This window comes from Streptomyces sp. NPDC007856 (assembly GCF_042868225.1).
In the GTDB taxonomy this organism is placed as follows: domain Bacteria; phylum Actinomycetota; class Actinomycetes; order Streptomycetales; family Streptomycetaceae; genus Streptomyces.
The window spans coordinates 1-24,918 of sequence record NZ_JBIAEC010000042.1 but is presented as its reverse complement, the minus strand read 5'-3'; the positions used below and the strand labels follow the sequence as shown (position 1 = coordinate 24,918).

At 69.1% G+C, this 24,918-nt stretch carries 22 protein-coding genes, 1 tRNA gene and 3 pseudogenes; 13 read left to right on the top strand and 13 right to left on the bottom strand.

What is annotated here, in order from left to right; translation table 11 throughout:
- Window positions 1-218 precede the first annotated feature (218 nt).
- The 7 genes and pseudogenes from ACFYOH_RS42600 to ACFYOH_RS42570 all read left to right on the top strand — a co-directional run bounded on the left by ACFYOH_RS42600 (window position 219) and on the right by ACFYOH_RS42570 (window position 6,391).
- Window positions 219-899 carry a recombinase family protein gene (locus tag ACFYOH_RS42600; RefSeq protein ID WP_388637153.1) on the top strand — a complete coding sequence of 227 codons (681 nt, stop codon included), beginning with the start codon at window positions 219-221 and terminating at the stop codon, window positions 897-899.
- 299 nt (window positions 900-1,198) lie between these two features.
- Window positions 1,199-1,645: pseudogene (locus ACFYOH_RS42595) on the top strand (transposase); the annotation flags it as partial.
- A 472-nt stretch (window positions 1,646-2,117) separates the two neighbouring features.
- Window positions 2,118-2,602, top strand: a pseudogene (locus tag ACFYOH_RS42590) (pentapeptide repeat-containing protein); the annotation flags it as partial.
- 406 nt (window positions 2,603-3,008) lie between these two features.
- Window positions 3,009-3,704 (top strand): TetR/AcrR family transcriptional regulator, encoded by a 696-nt coding sequence (locus tag ACFYOH_RS42585; RefSeq protein WP_388637150.1) that lies wholly within the window; start codon window positions 3,009-3,011, stop codon window positions 3,702-3,704.
- Window positions 3,705-3,942: 238 nt separating this feature from the next.
- Entirely contained in the window at window positions 3,943-5,085 is a 1,143-nt protein-coding gene (locus tag ACFYOH_RS42580) for an FAD-dependent oxidoreductase (protein ID WP_388637148.1), read from the top strand.
- Between the two features lie 70 nt (window positions 5,086-5,155).
- Window positions 5,156-5,827 (top strand): annotated as a pseudogene (locus ACFYOH_RS42575) (alpha/beta fold hydrolase); the annotation flags it as partial.
- A 108-nt stretch (window positions 5,828-5,935) separates the two neighbouring features.
- Window positions 5,936-6,391 (top strand): VOC family protein, encoded by a 456-nt coding sequence (locus ACFYOH_RS42570; RefSeq protein ID WP_388637160.1) that lies wholly within the window; start codon window positions 5,936-5,938, stop codon window positions 6,389-6,391.
- Between the two features lie 21 nt (window positions 6,392-6,412).
- On the opposite strand, the gene ACFYOH_RS42565 is transcribed toward ACFYOH_RS42570, so the two are convergent.
- From ACFYOH_RS42565 to ACFYOH_RS42535, 7 genes are all read right to left on the bottom strand, one after another.
- Window positions 6,413-6,808, bottom strand: a complete 396-nt coding sequence (locus ACFYOH_RS42565) for a transposase (protein WP_388637145.1) — start codon at window positions 6,806-6,808, stop codon at window positions 6,413-6,415.
- 25 nt (window positions 6,809-6,833) lie between these two features.
- On the bottom strand, window positions 6,834-7,223 hold the full coding sequence (locus ACFYOH_RS42560; RefSeq protein ID WP_388637143.1) for a hypothetical protein: 390 nt from the start codon (window positions 7,221-7,223) through the stop codon (window positions 6,834-6,836).
- A gap of 12 nt (window positions 7,224-7,235) precedes the next feature.
- A complete protein-coding gene (locus ACFYOH_RS42555) occupies window positions 7,236-7,976 on the bottom strand; it encodes an FHA domain-containing protein (protein WP_388637140.1) in 741 nt (246 codons plus the stop codon).
- 283 nt (window positions 7,977-8,259) lie between these two features.
- Complete coding sequence (locus ACFYOH_RS42550) at window positions 8,260-8,760, bottom strand: hypothetical protein (RefSeq protein WP_388637137.1); 501 nt, start codon at window positions 8,758-8,760, stop codon at window positions 8,260-8,262.
- A 420-nt stretch (window positions 8,761-9,180) separates the two neighbouring features.
- Window positions 9,181-9,489 (bottom strand): hypothetical protein, encoded by a 309-nt coding sequence (locus ACFYOH_RS42545; RefSeq protein WP_388637134.1) that lies wholly within the window; start codon window positions 9,487-9,489, stop codon window positions 9,181-9,183.
- Window positions 9,486-10,700: a hypothetical protein gene (locus ACFYOH_RS42540; protein WP_388637132.1), complete on the bottom strand. Its 1,215-nt coding sequence runs from the start codon at window positions 10,698-10,700 to the stop codon at window positions 9,486-9,488. The genes ACFYOH_RS42545 and ACFYOH_RS42540 overlap by 4 nt, the downstream gene beginning before the upstream one ends.
- 97 nt (window positions 10,701-10,797) lie before the next feature.
- Window positions 10,798-11,883: a hypothetical protein gene (locus tag ACFYOH_RS42535; protein ID WP_388637129.1), complete on the bottom strand. Its 1,086-nt coding sequence runs from the start codon at window positions 11,881-11,883 to the stop codon at window positions 10,798-10,800.
- A gap of 548 nt (window positions 11,884-12,431) precedes the next feature.
- Between ACFYOH_RS42535 and ACFYOH_RS42530 the strand changes: the two genes are divergently transcribed.
- Window positions 12,432-12,503: transfer RNA gene (locus tag ACFYOH_RS42530), tRNA-Gly, on the top strand.
- Window positions 12,504-13,020: 517 nt separating this feature from the next.
- Window positions 13,021-13,692, top strand: coding sequence for an IS701 family transposase (locus ACFYOH_RS42525; RefSeq protein WP_388637157.1), 672 nt, complete (start codon window positions 13,021-13,023; stop codon window positions 13,690-13,692).
- A gap of 66 nt (window positions 13,693-13,758) precedes the next feature.
- Here ACFYOH_RS42525 and ACFYOH_RS42520 read toward each other — a convergent pair whose 3' ends face one another.
- Window positions 13,759-14,166 carry a RidA family protein gene (locus tag ACFYOH_RS42520; protein WP_388637126.1) on the bottom strand — a complete coding sequence of 136 codons (408 nt, stop codon included), beginning with the start codon at window positions 14,164-14,166 and terminating at the stop codon, window positions 13,759-13,761.
- Window positions 14,167-14,306: 140 nt separating this feature from the next.
- On the opposite strand from ACFYOH_RS42520, the gene ACFYOH_RS42515 reads away from it, so the two are divergent.
- Together ACFYOH_RS42515 and ACFYOH_RS42510 are read left to right on the top strand one after the other, a co-directional pair.
- Window positions 14,307-14,687 carry a winged helix-turn-helix transcriptional regulator gene (locus ACFYOH_RS42515; RefSeq protein ID WP_388637123.1) on the top strand — a complete coding sequence of 127 codons (381 nt, stop codon included), beginning with the start codon at window positions 14,307-14,309 and terminating at the stop codon, window positions 14,685-14,687.
- 144 nt (window positions 14,688-14,831) lie between these two features.
- A complete protein-coding gene (locus ACFYOH_RS42510; RefSeq protein ID WP_388637155.1) occupies window positions 14,832-16,313 on the top strand; it encodes an IS1182 family transposase in 1,482 nt (493 codons plus the stop codon).
- Between the two features lie 490 nt (window positions 16,314-16,803).
- Here ACFYOH_RS42510 and ACFYOH_RS42505 read toward each other — a convergent pair whose 3' ends face one another.
- A complete protein-coding gene (locus ACFYOH_RS42505) occupies window positions 16,804-17,604 on the bottom strand; it encodes a transglutaminase domain-containing protein (RefSeq protein WP_388637120.1) in 801 nt (266 codons plus the stop codon).
- 124 nt (window positions 17,605-17,728) lie between these two features.
- Window positions 17,729-19,207, bottom strand: a complete 1,479-nt coding sequence (locus tag ACFYOH_RS42500; protein ID WP_388637117.1) for a dihydrolipoyl dehydrogenase family protein — start codon at window positions 19,205-19,207, stop codon at window positions 17,729-17,731.
- Window positions 19,208-19,631: 424 nt separating this feature from the next.
- On the opposite strand from ACFYOH_RS42500, the gene ACFYOH_RS42495 reads away from it, so the two are divergent.
- Window positions 19,632-20,357, top strand: a complete 726-nt coding sequence (locus tag ACFYOH_RS42495; RefSeq protein ID WP_388637114.1) for an SDR family NAD(P)-dependent oxidoreductase — start codon at window positions 19,632-19,634, stop codon at window positions 20,355-20,357.
- A gap of 58 nt (window positions 20,358-20,415) precedes the next feature.
- On the opposite strand, the gene ACFYOH_RS42490 is transcribed toward ACFYOH_RS42495, so the two are convergent.
- The 3 genes from ACFYOH_RS42490 to ACFYOH_RS42480 all read right to left on the bottom strand — a co-directional run bounded on the left by ACFYOH_RS42490 (window position 20,416) and on the right by ACFYOH_RS42480 (window position 22,636).
- The gene (locus tag ACFYOH_RS42490; protein WP_388637111.1) at window positions 20,416-21,315 is read right to left on the bottom strand and encodes a LysR substrate-binding domain-containing protein; all 900 of its coding nucleotides are present in this window, start codon (window positions 21,313-21,315) and stop codon (window positions 20,416-20,418) included.
- Between the two features lie 134 nt (window positions 21,316-21,449).
- Window positions 21,450-21,992 (bottom strand): VOC family protein, encoded by a 543-nt coding sequence (locus ACFYOH_RS42485; RefSeq protein ID WP_388637109.1) that lies wholly within the window; start codon window positions 21,990-21,992, stop codon window positions 21,450-21,452.
- A 191-nt stretch (window positions 21,993-22,183) separates the two neighbouring features.
- Window positions 22,184-22,636: a TMEM175 family protein gene (locus tag ACFYOH_RS42480; RefSeq protein WP_388637107.1), complete on the bottom strand. Its 453-nt coding sequence runs from the start codon at window positions 22,634-22,636 to the stop codon at window positions 22,184-22,186.
- A 375-nt stretch (window positions 22,637-23,011) separates the two neighbouring features.
- Between ACFYOH_RS42480 and ACFYOH_RS42475 the strand changes: the two genes are divergently transcribed.
- Complete coding sequence (locus tag ACFYOH_RS42475; RefSeq protein ID WP_388637105.1) at window positions 23,012-24,778, top strand: MOSC domain-containing protein; 1,767 nt, start codon at window positions 23,012-23,014, stop codon at window positions 24,776-24,778.
- Window positions 24,779-24,918 lie beyond the last annotated feature (140 nt).

Here is a 24,918-nt window from a genome sequence, read left to right as displayed (position 1 = left end):
CGCCCCTTCCAGAGGTCAGCTTCTCGTGGGGCCTGGCCTTGGCCGGCCTGCTCCATACCCTGCTGCGGTGCCCCCGTCCAACAACCGATCGGTTCCTGGACAACGCCGCCCGGACGTCGACACGCCGGGTCGGAATCGACTTCCGTTGTCCAACAAGGGTGTTCAACAACAGAGGGTGTCCAGGAATGTGTCAGAGCCCTTTTCTGTACGGTGCCTGCATGACGACTACCGCAGAGTGGGCGGATGCCGACAGCCCGCTGGAAGCCTTCCCCGCGAACTCCTCCGGCGCCCGGGTCGGATACGCGCGCGTCTCCACGAAGGGGCAGCTGCTCGATCGACAGATCGCGGCCCTGAACGCGGCCGACTGTGTGCGGGTCTTCGCCCACAAGAAGTCGGGCAAGAACGCGGAGCGCGAGGAACTGTGGAAGTGCCTCGACTACCTCCGGCCCGGCGACACCCTGGTGGTGCCCTCCCTCGACCGGCTGGGCCGCTCGATCCAAGACCTGATCTCCATCGTCTCCGGGCTGCGTCAGCGCGGCATCGGCTTCCAGTCGCTCCACGAGGCGCTGGACACCACGACCCCAGGCGGCCGCCTGGTATTCCACGTGTTCGCCGCGCTCGCGGAGTTCATCCGCGAACTGATCGTGCAGGGCACCCACGAAGGCCTGGAAGCGGCTCGCGCCCGTGGCGAGCGCATCGGGCGGCCGCCGGCCATGAACGCGGAGCAGATCCGGCACGCGCGAGCCTTGCTCGCACAGCCGGAGAACACGATCACCTCGATTGCCAAGCTGCTGGGGGTCTCCCGCACGACCCTCTACAAGTACGTGCCGGAGCTGGCAGTTGGCCGTGACGCCTTGGTGTCGGGCGAGCATCGTCCAGCGCTGCCGGGGCCTCGCTGACTGCGGCGCCAAGACTGACGGACAGTGATTGGCGGTAGCGTTGGCTCCGGTTCGGATCTCTACCGTCGACCGGTTGTGCAGTCTCCAGCCGGTGGGAATCCTGTGGGTTTAGCCGGTGACGACATGACGCGTGGGCTGATCGTTGTTCGTCCGGTTCCACGTCAGTCCGTGAGCGTCTGTGAACCGAGCAATGCTCAAGAACTGTGGATCGGCTCGGGAGGACGTACCTTCCCGGGTAATTGATCGATAGGTCACCGAGCAAGACCGGTGTTCGCAGCACCGGCCGGGAAGGCACGTCCGTGCTCAGCGTAGTGAACGACGACGGCACCACCGCCAACGGCTCCTCCCTGATCGACGAGATCGTCCGGGAGGGCGCACGCAGGATGCTGGCCGCCGCGCTGGAGGCCGAAGTCAATGCCTATACAGCCGAGTTGACCGATGAGCGCGACGAGCGTGGCCGTCGCCTGGTGGTGCGCAACGGCTACCACCAGCCCAGGAAGGTCACAACCGCGGCCGGCGTGGTCGAGGTGAAGGCGCCGCGCGTGAACGACAAGCGCGTCGACGAGGCCACGGGCGAGCGCAAGCGGTTCTCCTCCGCCATTCTGCCGCCATGGTGCCGCAAGTCCCCGAAGATCAGCGAAGTGCTCCCGCTGCTCTACCTGCACGGCCTGTCCTCCGGCGACTTCGTGCCCGCCCTGGAGCAGTTCCTGGGCAGCTCGGCGGGGCTCTCACCAGCGACCGTCACCGATAGCGCACCTCGAAGCGGACACGGTCTTCTCTAGGCGACCACCCAGTACCCGTCACGCACGGCGCTGCGTCAGTACCTTCGGTCACCCAATCTAAGAACGGCTGCTCTGCCGCCCGAAGCGCCATGTAGCGCTCGTTCGTCTCCAGATCTACGGCGATCACGGAGACCACCTGGAGGTCCCAGACGGGGTAGTCGCTGTGGTTCTCGAAGCGACAGGTCCCGTTACTGTGGATCTGTTCGCACGTCACCAAACGGGCTTGCGCGGCTTGAGTGTCCCGTTCCTCAGCCGCTCGCTGCGCTCTATTCGAGAGGGCGACGTACAGCGCGATCACGACTGCGGCGAGTGTCGCGGCAGTACTGACCATGCTGGTGCCAACAGTCCACCAGTTGGTTGGCGGAGCAGAAGACGTGATCACAGCTCGTGAGCCTATGTCGGGTGTTGCTGGCCTCCGCGTAGGGGCGGCCCGAATCTGTGGCCGGTCCGCCGGGTCCTGGCCCTGGCCTTCGCCGCCGCAGTCGTCGCAGCCGCCGCGGTGTTCTTCGCCGGGTGGTACCTGCTCGGCGCCGAAGGGCTAAAGCCCGAGCATCGCATCGACTCCAGGACGCTGTTCGACCTGGCGAAGCTGTCCTTCGGCGTGGTGGCTGGCGCTGGCGCCCTGGTCGCCCTGGTCGTGGCGTACCGGCGCCAGCGCGTCGACGAGGACGGCGCACTGCGCGAGGCCACCCGCCTGCACACCGAGCGCTTCACCGCCGCGGTCGACCAGCTCGGCAACGAGTCCGAGGCCGTCAGCCTCGGCGCCGTGCACGCCCTGGCCGGACTGGCCAATGATGCCCCCACCCGTGACCTGCGCCAGAGACCTGCATCGATGTGCTGTGTGCCTACCTCCGCCTGCCCTACACCGCCGAGGCCGACCTGCCAACCGACGACGCGAACGGCCTTGGGGAACATCGGTACAGCGGTTAACGCTAAGCCGTTGATCATGGTCTGCCCTGGAGTGTCTCGGTGGATCCACCCCCGGCCGCGTGGATGATGAGGCATGGAGTGCGAGGAGAGCCGCGGGTGGGCGGAGACCGCCATCACCGGACTGCACATCCGTGGCGATGGCGCCGCTGGGATACGTCTTCTCGGCTGGGAGGGCGTCTTGCCGCTGTCGGTGGTCAGGGCGGTCGTGGTCGGGCTGCCGGTCGGACGATCGTCAGCTCCCGAGAGGACTTCTGCGAACGGCGACCTGCGGAAACGTGATCGACTCCGGGGCTCTCGCAGAACTCTCGCAACCGGTCATTTGTGAGAACCACCGACCGGGAGATCGAGAGTGAACCGGGCAATCCCGCTCTGCGAACATGTTCGTTACGATCGGGATATGACTGCGAGAAGAGAGCCGATCAGCCGTCGGGAGCGTCCGGCGAAGCCCGCCCTGTCCCGGCGCTGGATTGTGGACACCGCCGTGCGGATCATGCGGGCGGAGGGGCTGGGGAAGGTCACGATGCGCCGTCTGGCGCAGGAGCTGGATACCGGCCCGGCGTCACTGTACGTCTACATCGCCAACACCGCCGAGCTGCACGCAGCCGTTCTGGATTCCCTGCTCGGCGAGGTCGACCTGACCGGGCGGGACGGCGGTGAGGACTGGCGCGAGCAGCTCCGTGCCGTCATGACGTCGTACGCCCAGGTGCTGTTCGAGCACCCGCAGCTCGCGCGGGCCGCGCTCGTGGCCCGCCCGAGCGGCGAGAACTACCTGCGCCTGGTGGAGCGCATCCTCGATCTCCTCGCGCAAAGCGGGGCCGGCCGCGAGCAGGTCGCCTGGGGGGTGGACAAACTGCTCCAGGACGCGACAGCCACCGCCGCCGAGCACTCGACGCGTGAGCACGATCCCGCCTCCGAGGACGACTGGAACGCCACGGTGCGTGCACTGCACGCCGTGGACGCCGCCACGCATCCGGCGATCACCGCGCACATGCCCGCCCTGATCGGCGGCTCGGTGCCGGACAGGATCCGCTGGAGCTTCGACGTCCTCGTCAACGGCATCATGCACACACCTGTCCCGGGCGCAGTGGACTGACCCCCGGGCGGGGTGGGCCGCCCTGGCGACGGAGGCGGCCGGGGGGCGGCAGTTCTCCTCGCCGCCTGCCGCTGCGTGCGACGAACTTGTTCGCAACGAACACGTTCGTTATTGTGGCGGGATGTAACGAGGCATTCCTTGCCTCCTCGCCGCGCAGCCGCCCCTGCAAGGAGCCTTGCGGCGTCGGCGGTGATGACTCGGCGCACCGAGGTGTTCCCCTACTGCTTCCGGAGGCCCCATGAGCACCAGCCATTTCCCGATCGCGATCATCGGCGCAGGCCTTGGCGGCCTGACCGCCGCCCGTGTCCTGCACGTCAACGGCATCGAGTCAGCGATCTTCGAGCTGGAGGCGTCGGCGGCGGCCCGTACCCAGGGCGGGATGCTCGACATCCACGAGAACAACGGGCAGAAGGCCCTGCACGCCGCCGGCCTCCACGACGACTTCCTCAAGATCGTCCACCAGGGGGGTCAGGCCCTGCGCCTGCTCGGCCCCGACGGCACCGTGCACGTGGCCGAGGAAGACGACGGCACTGGAGGCCGGCCGGAGGTGGACCGCGGCGACCTGCGGGACCTGCTGCTCGACTCCCTGCCCGACGGCACGGTCCACTGGGGCCGCAAGGTCACCGGGGCCCGGGCGCTGGGCGACGGGCGCCACGAGGTGACGTTCGCCGACGGCTCGGCCATCACCACCGATCTCCTGATCGGCGCGGACGGCGCCTGGTCCCGGATCCGGCCCCTGGTCTCGGACGCCTGGCCCGCCTACACCGGGATCTCCTTCGTCGAGACCGACCTGTTCGACGCCGACACCCGCCACCCGCGCAGCGCCGCGGTCATCGGCGGCGGGTTCTTCATCGCCCTGGGGGACGAACGCGGCGTCCTCGCGCACCGGGAGAGCGACGGCAGTCTCCACGTCTACACGGCGCTCAAGGTCGACGAGGGCTGGCTGGACACGGTCGACTTCACCGACCACGCTGCCGCCAAGGCCGCCGTCCTCGCCCACTTCGACGGCTGGGACGAGGGCCTGCGCGGCCTGGTCGCCGACGCGGAGACGATCATCCCGCGCCGTATCCACGCCCTGCCGGTGGGGCACCGCTGGGACCGTGTCGCGGGCGTGACGCTGCTCGGTGACGCCGCCCACCTGATGTCCCCCTTCGCCGGGGAGGGCGCCAACCTCGCCATGTTCGACGGCGCCGAACTCGCCCTGGCCATCGCCGCACATCCCGGCGACACCGAAGCCGCTCTGGCCGCGTACGAGGAGGCCCTCTTCCCGCGCAGCGAGGCGTCCGCCGCCGAGTCCGCCGCCAACCTGAACACGATGTTCGGCGAGCGGGGCCTGGAGCAGATGGTCGCGTTCTTCACCTCCGGCCCGGCAGCCCAGTGAGGCCCGCCCCGACGGCCACCGCACCCCCAGTCACCGAACCCACCCGCCTCAGCCAATCCGGGAGGAACCTGTGACGACGTCCCTTGAGCGGACCATCCCGCTACGGCCCGGCCTGGACCTCGAAGTGCGCGAGGCCGGCACGGGCAACAGCCCGGTCCTCGTCCTGCACGGCGGCCCCGGCCCGTCCAGCATCGCGGCCCTGACCGGCCACCTCGCATCGGATCACAGGGTGGTGGCGCCCACCCATCCGGGCTGGGACGGCACCGTACGGCCTGACGATCTGGACTCCGTGCCCGCACTCGCCGCTGTCTACCTGGATCTGCTCGGCCACCTCGGGCTGAACGACGTGACGGTGATCAGCACGTCCTTCGGCGGCTGGGTCGCCACCCAGATCGTCCTGGACGACCGCGAGGGGCGGATCTCCCAGCTCGTCCTCATGGACGCCATCGGCCCCGTCATACCCGGCCGGCCGGTCACCGTGCCCGCCGGTCCACCGGTTCCGGCGCCGCAGGGCGGACCGTCCGCGCAGTCGATGGCCGCCATGCGCGCCTACGCCGGGCCAGCCATGGGAGACGCCGGCATGCTGCCCCGCCTTTCCACCGTCACCTGCCCGGTACTGGTGATCTGGGGCGCCGACGACACGGTCGTCACTCCCGGCTTCGGCCGTGCCTACGCCGCGGGGTTCCCCCACGCGCGATTCGAACTCATCCCCGGCGCAGGACACCTGCCCATCCGCGAGAAGCCCGAGACGGTCTTCACCCATCTCGACTCCTTCCTCACCCCCGACCCTCGGCCACGGGCCTGTTGCGAAAGTGGATCGCCCGTCATACCTGTCTGGGAGGCTCCGGGCATGGAAATGACAATGCAGCTGACGATCGACTGCTCCGACCCGCAGAGGATGGTGGCTTTCTGGGCCCTGGCTCTGGGCTATGTGCCCGAGCCCGCGCCGGACGGGCACGCCACGTGGCGCGCCTACTGGGAGGCGATAGGGGTGCCCGCGGAGGAGCTGCCGACCGGGGCCGGCGACATTCCGGAGTCGATCGTCGATCCGGCGGGTCGTGGACCGCGCGTGTGGTTCCAGCAGGTTCCGGAGCCGAAGACCGCCAAGAACCGGTGGCACTTCGACCTGAAGGTCGGTGGCGGCCGTGACGTCCCGCTGGACGTCCGCGCGCGGCGGGTCAGGGCCGCGGTGGACCAGCTGGTCGAGGCCGGCGCCACCGTGCTGAAGATCAAGGATGAGCCCCACGCAGGGCTCTACGCCGCGGCCATGCAGGACCCCGAGGGCAACGAGTTCGACGTCGTCTGAGGACCGTCGCGATGGTGCTTGTCACAGCCACTCGTTCATGGCTGCGACAAGCACGGTCGCCTCGTAGCGAACAGCGAGCTTGTCGTAGCGCGTGGCGACAGCACGGTTCCTCTTGAGGCGGTTGATGCCGCACTCGACCGCGTGGCGCTCGCGGTAGTCGGTCGGGTCGAAGCGTGGCGGCCGACCGCCGCGGGATCCGAGCCTCTCGCGGTTGCGTGCCTGGTCGGCCTTCTCCGGGATGGTGCAGCGGATCCCGCGGCGGCGCAGATAGGCGCGGTTCTTGCAGGAGGCGTAGGCCTTGTCGGCCCGTACCCGATCGGGGCGGATGCGTGGCCGACCCGGCCCGATGCGGGGCACGCGGACCTTCTCCAGCACCGGTTCGAACTGCGGCGAGTCCCCGCGTTGGCCTGCGGTCACCCGCGCTGCCGCTCGTGGTTGGGAGTCACCGACCGAGCGCCTGCAGCACCGGATCGCCCAGAGACCCCAGCCACTGGGCGAGCGCAACAAGGGTTCCCGCGACCGACCCCGCCGCGGCCGTCAGGGCGCCGGCCGAGGTCAGGATGCGGGTGATGCGGGCGAGCCGGTCGGCGGCGTCGGGGCGGTCCGGAGTGGGGCTGGTGATGGCGGCTTTCAGGCCTGCGACCTCGTTACGCACCTTGGCTGCGACATCGGGCGGCAGCGCGGTGCGGTCGAGTGCCTCGCGAAGGCGGACGACCAGTTCACCGGGATCCTGAGGCGCGCCGTGGAAGGTGCCGTGCTGACCGCCGTGGATGGTCTGGTCACCCGCAATGTTGTTGATATTGCCCTGCTGACTGCCGATGTTGAAGGTCATGGCCCGTTCCTGTCAGGGGTAGAAGGTCATGCGCTCGTAGGCGCGACGGCGGGCGGCGGCAATCACATGCAGGACCAACCCGACGACCATCAGGATGCTGCCGATGGCCGCGGCCACCCAGCCGAACAGGAAGATCGGAACTCCACCGATCTGGTCACCCCACACCGTTCCGAGGTCATCGAATGAAGGAACGGAGGAGGGATCAGCCGAATCAACCGGTTGCTGGAGGCCTCTGCTGACCACGCCCATGAAGCGCAGGACGCCCCATGCGAAGACCGCAAAGCCGCCGACCGCGAGCAGGAAACCCACAAGAATGAGCCGCCGACCCCTGCTACGGGCGGCCGCCACTTCCTTCAGGAAGCTTTGCTGCGCCTCCTGGATGTACTGGTCCCGCCCCACGTTGTTGATGCTTCCGGCCTGCTGGGACCTGACGTTGAAGGCAGGTGCCTGTGCCGTCTGTGTGATGGATTGAGCCGGATCGTCGAAGCGGGCGCGGACATCGCCGAAGCTGATGGTGTCCCCCGAATACAGCCGCCGAGGCCCCCGCACCGGGCTGCCATTGACATAGGTTCCGTTGGTGGAGGACAGGTCCTCGATCAGGACTTGCGCGCCGGACCTGCTCAGCTCGGCATGATGGCCACTCACATGCGGGTGCTCCAGGCGCAGGTCGCAGCCAGGCGCGCGTCCGACAACCTGGCGGGCGCCCGTCAATACAAGTGCGGTGTTCCGAAACTGAGCCGGATCCGTGATCACTAGCCGCGGTCTGGCCACGCTGCCGCCTGAGCCCATGGCGTCCCCCCGTCATGGACGAGTCCATGGGGGGATTTTAAGGAGCCGCATGAACTATAGGGAAGAAGAGGTATAAAAGCAGACGCCTGTTCTGGATCCGACATTCGCCGTATTGGCCATTGGCAGGAAGAGTGACGCTAGGCACGCCAGAGCACGCCTTCTCCCACCTGAAAAACCGGCGCATCCTGACCAAGCTTCGCCTTCACGCCCGGCACGCCACGACCCTCCTGCGGACCCCTCCCCGTCCTCACGAACCTTGAGATCTCCCGCTGACACCTGATCTACAGTCCGCCGCTGGCGCGCTCCGACCGTGTGACCGTGGCACGCTTTGAAGGTCCTCGGTGTGTGCGGTGGCCACCGCCGCAGCGGCGATCACGCCGTAGGTGAGATGGTCCGCCACCTGCGGCCACCGTGGCAGCGCGCGGATCTGGGCGGTACGTCTGCCCGGCACACTGAAGTCGAGCGCGGCGATCGCGAGTCCGGCCAGCGCACCCCACGCAGTGGTCGCCCGTCGCGGCAGCACGGCCGCGAGCGCCACGCCCCAGCCGACGCTGAGCCCCAAGTGGACGGGGATTGCCGCAGCGAGCAGTCGCGCCGAGCGGGCTTCGTCCGGCAGCAGCAGCGATCCGGCCGCGCGGGTCGCCGCCAGCGGATCACGCCGCGTGGCCAAGGCATGCAGCGTCGACGGCACACCACTGAGCACACCAGCGACAATGCCCGCGCGCACCCCAGTTCCGAAGACGGTCATACCCTTGGGCTAACACCATGCGGGCACACTCCGCAATGACACGCCGGTAGGTCACGCAGAGCTACCTTTTCTCTGGAGACACAGATAGGGAGTCCGGGGGACTTCCATCGAGGCGGGATCGCCCTGTCGGCGATGAACGTCGCCCTGGACGGCGTGCGTGTCCGCCATCGCCTTCAACACGGCGAGCCCGCACCCTTGCGTGGTGGCCCGTGCCGCAAGCTACGGGCGCTCGCTATCCGCCAGGCGGGCCCTTTCCCCGCCGCAGCCGTCCTGCGCGGCGCCCCTTGCGACACCTCGGCCCAGGGGCGCGCCGGCTCCCAGAAGGAGTGGGTGGCGAAGTCCAGATCTCCACGCGGCGGTCAGGGCCTGGGCGGCCCCACAGGGGGCAGCCACGAGGAAGGGCCCGGCGCGTAGGCGGCTTTAGGATGCCCAGTGCCGGTAGGCCTCCACCCAGGCCCATCCCTCAGGCGCGGGGTCGGGCAGCGGTAGGTCGAGGATGCCGATCGCCTGAGCGTGCCGGCCGTGTCTGCACCAGGCGGCGATGGGGCTGCCGGGCCGGTCCTGGAGTGCGGTGACGGTCACGGGGATGCCGAGCACGACGGTGGTGAACGGCAGGGCCAGGCGGTCCTCGATAATCGCCTGGAAGGCGGCGAGCTGTTCGTACTCGTCGTAGGCATCGACGATCGCCTCTTCGACCAGGGCGTCGAGTTCGGCGGTGGACAGCCTCATCGCGCCGTCCGCCCTTGCCTGCGCAGGAGTTCCGCGAGGCGGGCGCCGACCGGGGTGACGCTGGGCAGGGGCTCGTGGGCGAAGTGGTCTGGCTTGCGGCGGCGCAGCAGCTCCTCCCCGTCGCGTTCCCAGGCGAAGGTGGGCTTGCGCAGGAGTGCGCGGAAGACGGCGTCGGCGTTGTCGGGATGCCGTTGGACCAGGCGGCGGATGGCCATGGGAGCGACGGAGTCGTCGTTCAGGTACTGCCTGAGCTGGCTCAGGTAGGTGCGGTCCCGGGCCAGGGCGGGATCGGTGAACAGCGCGTCGAGGTGGCCGAAGTCGGCGTAGTAGCACAGGCCTTCGGTCTCGTCGAAGATCACGGCGACGGTGTCCGCGTCGCGGAGTTCTTCGGGCAGACTGCTGAGCTCGTCCAGGGAAGGCCTGGCGTTGATCGCCTGCGCGGCGGTTTCGTCGTCGAGTTCGGCCAGGGCCTTGTCCTGCCGGTGACGGTGGTACTCCCGCATCCGTACGGGCGCCTCGCCGGCATCCAGGACGAGCATGTCGGTGCCGAACACCTCGATGAAGTCGGCGCGGGCTTCGGCCTGCATCTCCCAGGCCTTGCGCAGCATTTCGGGATTGCGGCGCAGCAGCTGCGGATGGGCGGTGAGCGTCTGGACGGCGAGTTGCGCCAGCTGCGGTCCGTCGCCGGGTGGATAGGTGGTGAGGTTGCCGCTGACCAGCCAGGCGTCGGTGTCGGGGTGGACGGGCACGATGCGGCCGGCCACGAACATCCCTGTGCTCAGTTTGCCAAGGGCGCGCCGGCCCAGGTTGGAGTGGACCCGGTAGTCGAGGTCATCGAGCAGGTTGTGCAGGACGACGGCATCCCCTTCGCGGCCCTGTACTTCGAAGACTGCCTCCACCACGTCGCGCCAGCCGAGCAGCATCGCCCGCTCGTCCTCGTCCAGCGGCGGCCGCCGCTGAGCGACAAACCGCTCCAGAACGCTCGAGCCGTCCGCGAGGCGGTGCTGCAGCACGAAGTGGTCGATGGTCTCGACGGCCATCGCCTCATCCAGGAAGCCGAGCTGGTCCGCTGCCTCCTCGAGCCGGGCATCCAACCGCCGGGCGAAGCGCGGATGGTGCGCGAAGGCCACCAGCTCGCTCTTGAGGTCCCCGCTGCGCGCCACCAGACGGGCGATGCGGGGCAGCACCCTGGGGGAATCACCGTGTTCCACTAATGCTTCTTCCTGCCTGCTCTTGCTGTGGGGTGGTTGTCGCGAGCCGCCGCCCCCCCCCCCCCCCGGGGGGGACGGCGTGGTCCGTGCCTGGACGTCAGGGGCCGGGCGGGCGGGTGTGGTCCATGAGCTGTTGGGCGAGCCGTTCGGCCTTCAGGGCGCGCACGGCGGCGTCGACGGCATCGCGGTCGGTGAGGTCGACGTCCCGCGCGGCGAGGGCGGCTGCGATCTGCTTGGCCGGGCCCCACGCCCCCTCCTCGTCGTCGAAGGCCGCGTGGAAGGCGGGCGTATGTGCCTCGACAGCGGCGACGACGGGAGCGATCCACGGCGTGGGGACGCCGCGTTCGGTGAGCGCGAAGGTCACCCATCGCTTCAAGACAGCGGGCAGGAGAGCGCGGTGTGCCTGATCGAGTACCGTCTTGCGGGGCAGCCAGTCCCCCAGGAAGACGGCGATCTGGCCGGGGCTCCAGCACAGCGGCCCGCGGCTGAGGTAGTTCTCCGCGTAGTCCAAGAACAGCTCAGCCAGCGACCGGGCGGTCTCGGCTTCCTCCGCGGCAGGGGCGCCCGCCTGTGCGAACGCATCGAGCACGCGGGCCCGCTCGCCCTGTGCAAGCGGCTGGTGCTCGGCCCAGTCGGGCAGGTGGTCCCGGCAGCGTGCCCAGGCCAGTGCCCGCAGGGCGACGACATCCTCATCGTCGGGGCGAGGCCAGGTCATGTCCGTCAGCCGGAGCGCCGCGGCAAGATCGACGAGCGCCTCGGCCGCGTCCTGCTCGAGAAGCGGCATCGGCACCTCGCCCTCGCCCCGCGTCGCCTCCCAGGCGTGGGCCGCCTGTGGCGTAAGCAGCGCCAGCCTGTCCACCAGCGTGCCGCCGACCTCGCCGATATGCGCCATCAGCGTGTGCGGGATGGGGCCGTCGTAGTCGATGAACAGCACCCGCTCGCTGTCCCACACGTCCGCCGCGCACCAGGCCCCCACCGGGCGGTGCGGGCCGGCCGCATGCCAGGCCGGCACCGGCTGCGATGCGGCCAGAACCTCCATCGTCTCCTGCAGCATGGCGTGGCCGGCGGGCGGGCCGACTCGGTCAAGCGCGGCGAGGGCGGCAACGCCGGACGGGGACTGTTTCGTCGAAGCCCGTCCCGCCACCTCACGACATAGCACCAGTTCCGGTTCGCGTTCGGTCATCCCTGCACCCGACCACGCCTCGCCCAGGCAGCCACTCGCCCACGCCTCCGCGGCAAGGACATCTGTGTCTTCAAGGCGCAGTGTTCGGGCCTGCCGCAGCACACGGTCCGACAACCGCACAGGGCCTGGCGAACGGCGGACTGACTGTTTGCCGCCACGCGATGTGCGGCGGCCACGACTCTTCGGCACGCCCTCGAGTCTGGCAGAGCAGCATGCAGCGCGGAGCGAGTAGTTCGAGGACAACCTTTGCCAGGGTGATGGCGGCCGACTTCGCCGCTTCAGCTCAGGCCGATGATGCGATCATGGGCTTCCTCGGTGGTCAGCAGGCCAAAGCGCGTGGGTGTTCACCGCAGCTTGCGGCCGGTGACACAGTTCCGCTCCCCGTCAGGGCTTCAAGATCAACTCTGGCGGCTTCTGGACTTCCTCCGGATACCCGGTGACCCCCGGCGGTCGGGGACAGTCACACCCCGTCAAAGACCTTGACAGCTACGCATCTGTTCCGTTCCTGAGGTCGTCGAGGTCGGCGGCTGCCAGCTCCTCCTCGAATCGCGGCCAGGTCCCCGGGGAACCCTCAGCTTCCCAAGCTGAGAGCGCGAGTTCGATTCTCGCCACCCGCTCCATCGAGAAACCCCAGGTCAGTGGCCTGGGGTTTGTTGTTGTCTAGTCCAATTTGAGGGTGGCGTGCCCTCCGCGTGCCCTAAGTCGAGGCTGAGCGGTCACTTCAGGGGTGCCTGGACGCCTCTCTGGCCACCCCTGCCCTGGTTCGTCTCGAATGGCGAGACGTATTTCGCGTCTCGTCATCGCCGCAGCCCGCTGGCACCAGGCCCGCCGACACGACCAACAAGTCGTCGCCGCCCACAAAACCCTGATCCACCTCCAGGCCGCCTACGAGCACGCTGCGGCTCAGCCGCTGACCGCCCTAGTACTGCAATCACAGTTAAGGGGTCTGGCCTCGTCCTTTGTAGTGGCTGAGGCGAGCGCGTGTCTGGCTGAGCCGTCTCCACCATGACCAGTGCAGATAGTGAGTCGGGGTGAGGTGTTGTGGGTGGAGGAGCAGTCCGATCAGGCGGCGGATCTCCGCGACGGACAGGGGTATCAGGCGGGTTTGTCCAAGATCGCTGCCCCCTTTGACAGTTCCTGGGCACGGATGGCGGTCAGCGCGGCGAGGGCGGCCATGGACAGGGTGATGACCACAACCGCTGCCGCGCCGCCCACATCCCTGACGAGCGGACCTTCGCCACCAAGCCCGACCTGGCCAAGGCCATGGTGCTGCGGGCAATCGCCTCACCGCTGCCGATCGCCTGGGTGACCGCGGACTCCGCCTACGGCCAGGAGTGGCGGCTGCGCCGCATGCTGGAGGAGACCGGCCTGGGATATGTCCTCGCGGTCCCCAAGTCCCAGCAGGTACCGCACTTCGGACGTATCGATCACCTCTTCTCCCAGGCCCCTGCCGAAGCATGGGAGCGACGTTCGTGCGGTGACGGCGCGAAGGGCCCGCGCATCTACCACTGGGCCGCCCTGCAGATCACGTCCATCGAGGACTTCGACGGCGAGATGCCCACCCACCAGCGGTGGGCACTGGCCCGCCGCAGCATCAGCAAGCCCGAGGAGATCGCCTACTACCTCGCCTACGCACCGCTGGGGACCACGGTCGAGCACCTGGTGCGCGTCGCGGGGATGCGGTGGGCCATCGAGGAAACCTTCCAGGCCGCGAAGAACGAATGCGGCCTCGACCAGTACGAAGTACGCCGCTACACCGGCTGGATGCGGCACATCACCCTAGGAGCGTGGGTCAGTAACTGTGACTGAGCACGCTGGTTGGCGGCTGAGCGCCGTAGTTGGCCATTTCGGCGCTCAGTGGCAAAGAGCACCTGTTCAGTCGAGGACCGCGGTGGCTTCGATCTCGACCAGATGGTCGGGGACATCCAGTGCCGCAACGCCTATCAGCGTGGTCGGCGGGGCCGGGGTGATCCCCAGCTTCGCGGCTGCCCGGGAGATCCCTTCCAGGAGCTGGGGCATCTTGTCTGGGGTCCAGTCGACGACGTAGAAGGTCAGCTTCGCCACGTCGTCGAAGGAGCCACCGACCTCGGCCAGGGCGGTGCCGACGTTGAGATAGCTCTGCTCGACCTGGGCGGCGAGGTCGCCTTCGCCGATCGTGACTCCCTCGGCGTCCCAGGCGACCTGCCCGGCGATAAAGACCAGCCTCGACCCGGATGCGATCGACACCTGCCGGTAGACGTCGATCTTGGGCAATCCGCTGGGGTTCACAAAGGTGATGGTCATGCTGCCTGCCTCCTCGTCCTGAGCGCCTGTGGACACGCGTCCGCGCCGATCAAGACACTCACTCTCTTGTGGTTACTCAGGAACTGTAAAGAGTGGGAGCTGACGTGGAAGAACGCACTTTTCAGTGACTGGAGAACCTTATGGTGACCAAGCAGTTCACAGGCTCGCCCGAGGATGCAGACCTGGCGCGTGCGGGCTCCCTGGCGCGGGAGATCTTCTCCGACGTCGCCAACAAGTGGGCATTCCTCATCGTCGAGGGTCTCGGTGATCGCACCCTGCGCTTCAGCGAGCTGCGGAACGAGATCGAGGGCATCAGCCACAAGATGCTCACAAAGAACCTGCGCATGCTGGAGCGCAACGGCCTGGTCGAGCGCACCGTGCACCCCACCGTCCCACCGCGGGTCGAATACACCCTCACCGAGCCGGGTCAAGCCCTGCGCGCAACGGTCGACGGAATGTGCGGCTGGACCCACCAGTACTTCGGTCACATCGAGGCCGCCCGCCGCCGCTTCGACGCCTGACGGCTGGCGCACGCGCCGCCGTGGGCCGGCCAGCTGCAATGCTCAGAGTGGCCAACCAGCGTGCTCAGTCACAGTAACCGGCAACCCGCGTGCGTCTGATGATCAGTTGTGCGGAATGATCCCGGTATGCGTGATCAGGAGGGGCTGTTCGAGGTCGAGCCGGCCGAGGGCAAACAGCCGCCACGTCGTGCGGCGGCGGTGGACAAGCGATTCAGGTCGTTCGACCCGCACCAGGTCCTGCTGCTGCCGCCGTCGCTGGACGACTGGCTGCCCCAGGACCATCTGGCCCGCTTCGTCGCCGAGCTGGTCGACGACGTGCTGGACCTCGGACCGGTCCTGGCCGACTACACCGAGAAGCGGGGCTACCCGCCCTACGACCCGCGGCTGATGGTGCGGCTGCTGATCTACGGCTACACCACCGGCGTCCGCTCGTCCCGGGCGATCGAGCGCAAGTGCGTGGACGATGTCGCATTCCGGTTCCTGGCCGCCGACCAGGCACCGGACTACCGCTCGATCGCCCGGTTCCGCCGCCGTCACCTGAACGCTCTCGCCGACCTGTTCACCCAGTCCCTGCACCTCGCGCAGAAGCTGGACATGGTCAAGATGGGCCGCGTTGCCCTGGACGGCACAAAGCTCGAAGCCAATGCTTCCAAGCACAAGGCGATGAGCTACGGCCGCCTGGTCACCAAAGAAGAGCGCGTGGAAGCCGAGATCGCCGACCTGGAGGCCAAGACCCGGGCTCTGCTGGCCGACGCCGAGGCCACCGATGCGGCCGAGGACCAGGCATTCGGCCCCGACGGCAAAGAGGTGGACCTCCCCGCCGAACTCGACCGCCGCGAGAAGCGCCTGGCCAGGATGCAGGCCGCTCGCGCCCAGATCGAGGCCGAGGCCGCCGACAAGGCCCGCCGCCACGCGCAGGACACCGAACGCCGCCGCCAAGAACGGGCCGGTACCAGCGACGAGCAGGCTGTCACCGACGCCGGCGAGAAGGCCGCCGCCAAGGCCAGGCCCAAGCCGAAGGCCCAGGCCAACTTCACCGACCCCGACTCGCGGATCATGAAGAACAGCGACGGCGCCTACATCCAGGCCTACAACGCCCAGGCCGTCGTCGACGAGGCCCACCAGGTGATCACCGCAGCCGACGTGACCTGCAATCCCTCCGACGCGCTGAACTACACCGCGATGCTCGACCAGTCCGCGGCCAACACTGGCGCCCACCCCGAGCAGGCCCTCGTCGACGCCGGATACTGCTCCGAGGCCAACCTGGAAGCCGCCAAGGACCGGCAATTGGCCTGCGGCACCGACACGTTCATGGCCACCGGCCGACTCGCCCACGACGAGCAGGTCCCGCCCGCACCTCGCGGACGCATCCCCAAGGACGCCACGCTGAAAGAGCGCATGGCGCGCGAACTGCGGACTAATCCTGGCCGCAAGGCCTACAGCCGCCGCAAGGCCATCGTCGAACCCGTCTTCGGCCAGATCATGACCTGCCAGAACGGACGCCAACTCCTCCTACGTGGTGAAGACGGCGCCCGATGCGAATGGCGCCTGCTGGCCGCCTGCCACAACCTCCGCAAGATCTTCCGGCACGTCGGAAGCGCCGGCATCACCGCAGCGATTGCCTGACCAGCCGGGCCGACCGGCCCCAAGCACCGAAATCCCAGGACCGCCGCCCCAACTCACCAGTCCCGAAGCCACTCACCAGGCGACCGCAGTGAACCGCTGACCCGACCACCGGCCGGTTGCCCGTCACTGACCCACGCTCCTAGCCATACTGGCGCATGCCTTCCTGGCCGTCATGGCCGCCGATGCTGCGGCAAAAGGGGCAGCAGAAACGGTTCCTGCCTCGCTCCCCTCACCGTGGCAGAAGTTCGGCGGCTCCTGGCAACTGTCGCCTCACCGATCGCCGCTCACCAGCCCTTCATCAGCGCACGCGCGCTGAGATGGTCCCACTGGCGCAGACGACGCCAAGCCGTCGCCCGCCGCTGCCACTATCAGCGGCGGCTGCACACGATCGAGGGGCAGCCTGGGAAAGACAACACAGGCCGGCAATCAGCCCACTACACTCACCCAAACCGCCCCTGAACAGGGAAAACGTCAAAGTGCTGCTGGAGTACTAGGCGCCCGCCGAACGGCGACTCAGGATGGGCTCGGCCACACATCGCGCCATCCCGCAAAGGGTCTGGCCGTGCTGGGTGAAGAGATCGTCACGCGAGTCGAAGCGGCCCAGGTCTGCCAGCACGTAGGTCGAGAGATCGCACGGGGCGCCAGTGGCCGCCGGGCAGACCGTCACGCCGTCCCAGTCGATCGCGGTCCTGGACAACGCCTCGAAGAGCGTCTCCGCGCCGGCGTTGGTGAAGCCGCCACCGCTGTCTTTGCTCAGCACGGTGAGACCACCGTAGAGCTCCGAGACCGTCAGCCAGGGCGCGTCGGGGTGCTCGGTCGGTGACAGCCCGTCAAGGCGGAACTCCGGCCATGCGAGGACGACTCGGTGCGGGACGATCCGATGGAAGCGGGGGAAGCGCCGATACCAGAACCTCCCGTCCACCAGCAGCCCACGCACCCGCGTGGCCACCCCGGACGCCCGCGCAACCGATTCCAGTACCGCCAGCCGTTGACTGCACGAGCCGCGGCGGCGCCGGAGCACCTCCGAGACAGGCCGCTCGTCCTCAATCGAGTACACCGGCCGCACGACTTCGGCAATCCTTCGGTGAGCCTGGCGCAGGAACGCTGTCCGGTGAGCGGGGCCTGACGTGTCCCCGGAGTCCGCCGGGCTGTCGATCTGTCGGAGGAACGAGGAAACGTTCGGATGCTGCCAGTCGAGTATCCGCGTGGGGGCCGTGCTCCCTGTAACGGTCCCCCTGTCGGCCGCACGCATGCGGACACGGCCTCGCGGTGCGAGAAGCGAACTCGTCATGACCGTGATCCTCTCGTCCAGCGCTGTCCACACGGCACGACGTATCGTGGCAGGAAATTTGAACGCGTTCAACTCGCAGTTCCGGCCATGTCCGCCTCGCCGGGAGCATGCGGCGTCGCAGCGATCAGGCCGAGGCGGTCCGCGGCGCTTCCTTGTCGCGCTGGTAGGCGGCGAGGAGGAAGAGCCAGATCTCGCTGACGGTGGGGAAGGGGGCAACGGCGTGCCGGAGCCGTTTGAGCGGGACCTCGCCTGCGACCGCGATGGTGGCGGAGTGCAGGAGTTCGCTGATGCCGGGGCCGACGAAGGTCACGCCGAGGAGGACTTCCCGGTCGAGGTCGACGACAAGGCGGGCGTGGCCCCGGTAGCCGTCGGCGTAGAGGTTGGCGCCCTGGGCGGCGTTGAAGTCGAGGTCGACGGTCCTGACCCGATGGCCGGCGGCCTCGGCCTGCTCGGCGGTCAGGCCCACCGCGCCCGCTTCGGGGTCGGTGAAGAACACCTGGGGTACGGCCTGCTGGTCGGCGGTGGTGGCGTGGTCTCCCCACGCCCCGTCGTCCAGCGGGCGGCCTGCGGCGCGGGCACCGATCGCGTCTCCGGCGGTGCGGGCCTGGTACTTCCCCTGATGGGTGAGCAAGGCGCGGTGGTTGACGTCACCGAGGGCGTACAGCCACGCGCCGTCGACGCCCTGGACCAGGCAGGTGGTGTCCACGTCGAGCCAGGCGCCGGGGGTGAGGCCGATGGTGTCGAGCCCGATGTCGTCGGTGGCGGGGGTGCGGCCGGTGGCGAACAGCACCTCGTCGGCCTCCAGTTCGCTTCCGTCGTCCAGAGTGAGCGTGACGGGGCCGTCGGGGTCCGGCCGGCGCAGGCTCGTGATCTGCGTGCCGATGCGGACGTCCGCGCCCGCGTCCCGGAGGCCTTGGGCGACCAGCTCTCCGACGAAGGACTCCATCCTGGGGAGCAGACGGCGCCGGACGAGCAGCGTGACCTTGGAGCCGAGGCCCTGCCAGAGGGTGGCCATCTCCACGCCGACCCCGCCGCCACCGACGACGGCGAGCCGCGCGGGCACGGTGCTGGAGTCGGTTCCGTGCCGGTTGGTCCAGGGCCGGGCCTCCTCGATGCCCGGGATGGCGGGCAGTACCGGTCGGCTGCCGGTGGCGATGGCGACCGCGTGCCGCGCCATGAGGGTCCGGACGGCGCCGTCGTTCCCGGTGACGGTGACGCGGCGGGGGCCGTCGAGCCGGCCGTGCCCGCGGAACAGGTCTGCGCCGATGGACTTCACCCAGCGGGCCTGGCCCGAGTCGTCCCAGTCGCTGACGTAGCGGTTGCGCCGGGCGAAGACGCCGTCGGTGTCGAGCCGGCCGGTCACGGCCTGACGGGCCCCGTCCACCCGGCGGGCGTCGGCGACCGCGATGACCGGCCGCAGCAGCGCCTTGCTGGGGACACAGGCCCAGTACGAGCACTCACCGCCGACGAGTTCCCGTTCCACGACGGCCACGGAGAGGCCGGCCGCACGAGCGTGGTCGGCTACGTTCTGCCCGACCGGGCCCGCGCCCAGCACGATCACGTCGTAGGTGCCGGTTTCCTGGGGTGCCTGCGGTTCGCTCATGGTGTTCCTCGCATCAATGGGTGCTGCCGGTGAGCTGTTCGAGCTGTTCAAGAGATCGCATCGGTGCGCCGTACGGGTCATACAAACCCACGGGACGCGCGATTCATCGCTGCCTGGCCATACGCCTGACCAAGAGTGGCCATAAGTACCGCCTTTGGCCGTCGTGTACACCCTGACCGGCGCCCACCGACCACGGGACGGGAAAGCGAAGGTCCGACTGGTAGGGGGCCCGCGCTGATAGCGGGCATCGGCGACGCCTATGGCTGTGCCGGAATCCTGCCGAGGCCTTGCGGTGCTCTGGACTCCCGTCACCTCACGGACGAGGGGACGGGGCGACGGAACGCGGCCGGCCGCGACTCCGCTCGACCCACACTTTTCGATGCGAAGGACAGCTCTCATGGGTTCTGTTGATCTTGTCGGGCGTGTGGCTCTGGTGACCGGGGCGACCAGCGGCATCGGCGCGGCGACGGCGGAGCTGCTCGCCGAGCGTGGCGCGCATGTGCTGGTCGCGGGGCGTGACGCGGCCCGCGGCGAGGCCGTCGTCGCCCGTGTTCGCGATCGCGGAGGCAAGGCCGACTTCCTCTCCGCCGAACTGGCGGACGCCGAGTCGGCGCGGCGGCTGGCGCACAGGGCCACCGAACTGGGCGGCGGCCGGGTGGACATCCTGGTCAACAACGCGGGCATCTTCCCGTTCGGCCCCACGGCAGAGGCGTCGCCCGCCGACGTGGACGCCGTCTACGACCTGAACGTGAAGGCGCCCTTCCATCTGGTGGCGCGACTCGCCCCGGCCATGGCCGAGCGCGGGTCCGGCGCGATCGTCAATGTCAGCACGATGGTCGCCGAGTACGGCGTCGCGGGCATGGCACTGTACGGCTCCAGCAAGGCGGCGCTGAACCTGCTGACCAAAGCGTGGGCCGCCGAGTTCGGCCCCCACGGGGTGAGGGTCAACGCCGTGGAGCCCGGCCCCACCCGCACGGGAGGCACGGCCGCCATGGGCGAGAACCTGGACGCCCTTGCCGCCCAGGCACCCGCCGGCCGCCCCGCCGAGGCCCGGGAGATCGCCGAGGCGATCGCCTACCTCGTCGGCGACACGGCGAGCTTCGTGCAAGGCGCCATCGTCCCGGTGGACGGCGGCCGTACAGCGGTCTGACACTGCTGGGGGGCGCCGGGCTCTCCCGCCCCGCGCCCCCAGCAGCGCCCGGGCGCGATCAGCGGCTCACCAGCCGGTCCAGTGCCGCGATGAACCGGCCGAGGTCGCGTCGGCGCGAGTCGGCCGGCCACACCGCCCAGGTGCGTCGCACCAGCGGATGCCCGACCAGCGGTGACCAGGTCACATGGTCCGGCAGGGGCTGCTGCCAGTTCGGCGGAGCCAGTGCGAAGGCGCGCCCGGTCGCGACCGCCGCCAGCTTCACATCCGCGATCAGGGCCTGCCCCTTCGGGGCTTCGGGCCCCAGATCCAGGCCATGCCCTCGCAAGACCGCCGTCAGCTCGTCGTACCAGGCGGGACTGCCCGCCCGGGGGAACCCGACCCACCGCAGGCCCACCAGCGCGTCGAGCTGAACGCCGTCCGGCCCCGCGAGCTCGGCGGCCTGCTCCGCGGCCAGCAGCACACCCAGCTTCTCGCGTACGACCAGCAGCGCGTCGAATGCCGGACTCGACGGGCGCTCCCGCAGGAAGCCCACGTCCAGCTCATCGGCGCGCAGCGCCGCGAGTTGCTCGGCCGAGGACAGGTGCCGCGCCTCCACACGGGTGTCCGGAAACGCGTCGGCCAGCTCGGCCAGCGCCGGATCGAGCAGTCCCAAGGGCAGTTCCAGCGGGATGCCGATCCGCAGTGCCCCGCCACCCGGGCCGGTGTACCGGGCCATCGCCCGCAGGGCCTGGTCATGCCGGGCGAGGACCGCGCGCGCCTCGCCGAGCAGAGTGATCCCCGCCTCGGTGGCCTGCACACCCGTGCTGCCGCGCACCAAGAGCTTCACCCCCAGCTGCCGCTCCAGTCCGCTGACCGTCTGGGAGAGAGCCGGCTGACTCACGTGCAGCCGCCGTGCCGCGGCCGACAGTCCGCCCTCCTCCACCACCGCCACGAAGGCCCGCAACTCCCGCAACTCCATGCCCCCATGCCACCACGCCGTGCGAACGCGTGTCACGCTGCGCTCAGCGCTGCGGCGCGGGCGAGTCGCCGTTGCGGGTCCGTACGTTGGTGACCCGCGATCCGGTCTCAGCCCGATCTGCACGCCGCTCGCGACTACGCGTGGCCGTCGCCGGCCGCCGCCCGGCCATGGAGCAGTTCCTCCGGAGACACGTTCCTCAGATGAGTCAGAAACACCCACAGGTGTCCGGAGGGATCCCGCAGGAGGGCCGTGCGGTCGCCGTGGAACTGATCAGCGGGCGCCTGGATCAGCTCGGCGCCCGCCGCCACCGCCCGCTTCGCCAGCTCGTCCACGTCCGGGACGAACACGTGCAGGGCGACCGAGGTGCCGCTCAGCTCGGCCGGAGCGGTGAACGGACCCTGTGAGACATCGCCAAGCATCAGCACGGACTCGCCGATGCGGATCTCGGCATGCATGATCCCACCCTGCGGATGGGCGAGCCGGAACTCCTCCACCGCTCCGAAGGCGGCCACGTAGAACGCGATGGCGGCCTCCGCGTCGGACACCATGATGTGCGGCACCACCGAACGGTGGTAGCGCTCAGGGATGTGGGTCGCGGAAGGTGCCTCGGTGCGGGCCGCGGCCCCGGACGGGGACTCGGGCTGGGCACGGGGCTGGGGCTGCATGATCTCTGTCATGCTTTTGACCGTAAAACCTCAAGTTTGATTGAGGTCAACCTCAGGGTTCTCGTCATCGCGGCAGCCGGCTCGCTGTGCCCGCGGGCCTGGTGATCGGCCACATGGGCCGCGAGCCACACGAGGACGCGGGCCACCGGGTCGAGGGCGGTGAAGGGTTCGTCCACAAGCAGCGCCGGTGGGTCGGCGGCCGGTCAGGACGGGGACAGTGGCGATGTTGTCCAGGACAGTCTTGTCCCGGGCCGTGGTGTGCCGGCTCGGTGCTCGGGACACTCGGCCGCCCATGAGGTCAGGCCGGCCGCGAGCTCGAACGTGGTGCCGTGCAGGACGACGGCGGTGCGCTGACCGTGTCCGTCACGGAACGCTTCGGCCAGTACGGAGGCGGCGAACGGCAGGAACGCGATGTCCATCAGAAGCACGGTGTTGAGGAACAGCACCACCCGGTCGGCGTGACGGATGTGGTCGAACATGATGTGGTGGTTGGCCCACACCTGCCCGATGAGCATGAAGGTGACGGCGTACGCCCGGTAGGACGGCCAGAGCATGGCGAGGCCGTGCAGCAGGTGGCGGGTGTCGTGCGGTGGGCGGATCTCCAGGACGAGGAGCGTGATGGCGATGGCGATGACGGCGTCACCGAATGCGACCACCCGGGCAGGATCGCGCTCCTCGCCGAAACGGCGCAGGCTCTCCTGGTTCCTGAACAGGCTCTGTCATCGCCCCAGCCTCGGACACCGGACCTCCTACGCGAGCACCCGCCACGGCCGCAGGTGGGGTGAGTCCGTTACGGCAGGACGATCACCACGGCCACCCGATCCAGGTTGGAGTGATCCGCCGAGAAGAGACGAACAAGGCATTGCCTTCCGTGCCGGTTCCCCCGTTCGAAGGAGTCAGGGAACGCGCAGAACGATCTGTGATCGTTGAATCGCGGTGGCACCGGTGAGCGAACTAATATCGGTCCGAGAGGCACACATGACACCGCCATGAGGGGCTGCCCCGGCCGACCGTCCCGCAGGAGGTCCGCGATGGCGACGCTGCTGTCCGTCAACGTAGGGATGCCCAAAGACGTCTCCTGGCAGGGAAGAACTGTCCACACCGGAGCCTGGAAGGCCCCCGTCCAGGGCTCCAGGATGGTGCGGCGGCTGCACATCGACGGAGACGGCCAAGGAGACCTGGCCGGGCACGGCGGCGAGATCCGGGCCGTACTCGTCTACCAGGCGCAGTCCTACCAGTACTGGCGGAAACAGCTCGGTCGCGACGACCTGACCTTCGGCATCTTCGGGGAGAACTTCACCGTCGACGGCCTGCCCGACGACGAAGTGTGCATCGGCGACCGGTATCGCACCGGGGAAGCCGAGTTCGAGGTCACCCAGCCCCGCGTCACCTGCTACCGCGTCGGCATGCGCCTGGGCGAACCCACCATGGCATCCCTGCTGGTGGCCCACCACCGGCCGGGCTTCTACCTGCGCGTGATCACCGAAGGGCGGGTCCAGGCCGGCGACGACATCACCCTCACCCGCAAGGGACCCGGAGAACTCACCGTCGCCGACACCGACGCCCTGCTCTACCTCCCTGACCGCGACCCCGCGAAGCTGCGCACAGCACTGAACATCCCCGCCCTCAGCCCCGGATGGCAACAGTCCTTCCGCGAACTCGCCGCCGCCCAGCCGCCCACACAGGAACCGGGATGGCCAAGTGAACGCGCCGAAACCCAGCAGCCCAGAGAAGAGCCGGGATGGCCGGGCTTCAAGACCATGCGCGTCGCCCGCATCGTCCAAGAGACCCCCACCGTCTCGTCGATCTACCTCGCCACCACCGACGGCGCGCCCCTACCCGAGGCCCGCCCAGGCCAGTACCTGTCCATCCGCCTCCCCGTCGGCGACACCGCCCCCGCGGTGCGCAGTTACTCCCTGTCCTCCGCTCCCACGGCCGACACATACCGCATCAGCGTCAAGCACGAGCCCTACGGGAAAGTCAGCGGCTACATCCATGCCACGCTCCGCCCCGGAGACCAGGTGGACATCGCCAGTCCCCGCGGGACGTTCGTACTCCAACCGGGCACCCGCCCAATCGTCCTCATCTCGGCGGGGATCGGCGCCACCCCCGTCCTCGCCATGCTCCACCAACTCGCCGCCACACGAGACCCACGCCCCCTCTGGTGGATCCACACCGCCCACGACCGCGCCCACCACGCCTTCGCGGCCGAGACCCACGCACTCCTGGCCCAACTCCCCCACGCCCACGAGCACATCTACTACACCGCCGAAACCGCGCCGCGCCCCGACCAGCCCCACATCACCCCGGGGCGTCCGACCGCCCAGTCCCTCATGGCCATGGGCGTTCCCACCGACGCCGACGCCTACGTATGCGGACCGCCCGCCTTCATGGACGACATCGGCGGCCACCTGCGCGAGCACGGCCTGCGCCCCGAGCAGATCCACACGGAACAGTTCAGCGCCCTGCCGGCCATCAACCCCGGCGTCACCCCCAGTGCCGCCACGGTGCAGCCGCACCAACCCCCCGGTCCCCCGGGCACCGGCCCCCTCATCACCTTCGCCCGCAGCGGCATCACCACCCCGTGGTCACCGGCCCACGCCTCACTCCTCGATCTCGCCGAAGCCTGCGACATCCCCACCCGCTGGTCCTGCCGCACCGGCGTCTGCCACACCTGCATCACCCACCTCGTCGCGGGCGACACCACCTACACCACTCCACCCCTCGAACTCCCCGAGCCCGGCACCATCCTCGTCTGCTGCAGCCGGCCCACCAGCGAAGTCGCGCTCGACCTCTAGTACTGCAATCAGGGAGTGTCTAATCAACGGCGGATCTGATGATCCAGGAGACGCGTCTGATGACGGAGACCGCCGTGGAGAACGAGCAGGCTGAGCAGGTGGTTCAGGCACCGTCGAGTGCGGTGTCGGACGAGCAGCTC

Bases quoted from the DNA above. Each gene is read 5' to 3' on its own strand.
- ACFYOH_RS42600 (WP_388637153.1), top strand. From the start codon at position 219: ATGACGACTACCGCAGAGTGGGCGGATGCCGACAGCCCGCTGGAAGCC.
- ACFYOH_RS42585 (WP_388637150.1), top strand. From the start codon at position 3,009: ATGACTGCGAGAAGAGAGCCGATCAGCCGTCGGGAGCGTCCGGCGAAG.
- ACFYOH_RS42580 (WP_388637148.1), top strand. From the start codon at position 3,943: ATGAGCACCAGCCATTTCCCGATCGCGATCATCGGCGCAGGCCTTGGC.
- ACFYOH_RS42570 (WP_388637160.1), top strand. From the start codon at position 5,936: ATGGAAATGACAATGCAGCTGACGATCGACTGCTCCGACCCGCAGAGG.
- ACFYOH_RS42560 (WP_388637143.1), bottom strand. From the start codon at position 7,223: ATGACCTTCAACATCGGCAGTCAGCAGGGCAATATCAACAACATTGCG.
- ACFYOH_RS42550 (WP_388637137.1), bottom strand. From the start codon at position 8,760: ATGACCGTCTTCGGAACTGGGGTGCGCGCGGGCATTGTCGCTGGTGTG.
- ACFYOH_RS42545 (WP_388637134.1), bottom strand. From the start codon at position 9,489: ATGAGGCTGTCCACCGCCGAACTCGACGCCCTGGTCGAAGAGGCGATC.
- ACFYOH_RS42535 (WP_388637129.1), bottom strand. From the start codon at position 11,883: ATGACCGAACGCGAACCGGAACTGGTGCTATGTCGTGAGGTGGCGGGA.
- ACFYOH_RS42520 (WP_388637126.1), bottom strand. From the start codon at position 14,166: ATGACCATCACCTTTGTGAACCCCAGCGGATTGCCCAAGATCGACGTC.
- ACFYOH_RS42515 (WP_388637123.1), top strand. From the start codon at position 14,307: ATGGTGACCAAGCAGTTCACAGGCTCGCCCGAGGATGCAGACCTGGCG.
- ACFYOH_RS42505 (WP_388637120.1), bottom strand. From the start codon at position 17,604: ATGACGAGTTCGCTTCTCGCACCGCGAGGCCGTGTCCGCATGCGTGCG.
- ACFYOH_RS42500 (WP_388637117.1), bottom strand. From the start codon at position 19,207: ATGAGCGAACCGCAGGCACCCCAGGAAACCGGCACCTACGACGTGATC.
- ACFYOH_RS42490 (WP_388637111.1), bottom strand. From the start codon at position 21,315: ATGGAGTTGCGGGAGTTGCGGGCCTTCGTGGCGGTGGTGGAGGAGGGC.
- ACFYOH_RS42485 (WP_388637109.1), bottom strand. From the start codon at position 21,992: ATGACAGAGATCATGCAGCCCCAGCCCCGTGCCCAGCCCGAGTCCCCG.
- ACFYOH_RS42475 (WP_388637105.1), top strand. From the start codon at position 23,012: ATGGCGACGCTGCTGTCCGTCAACGTAGGGATGCCCAAAGACGTCTCC.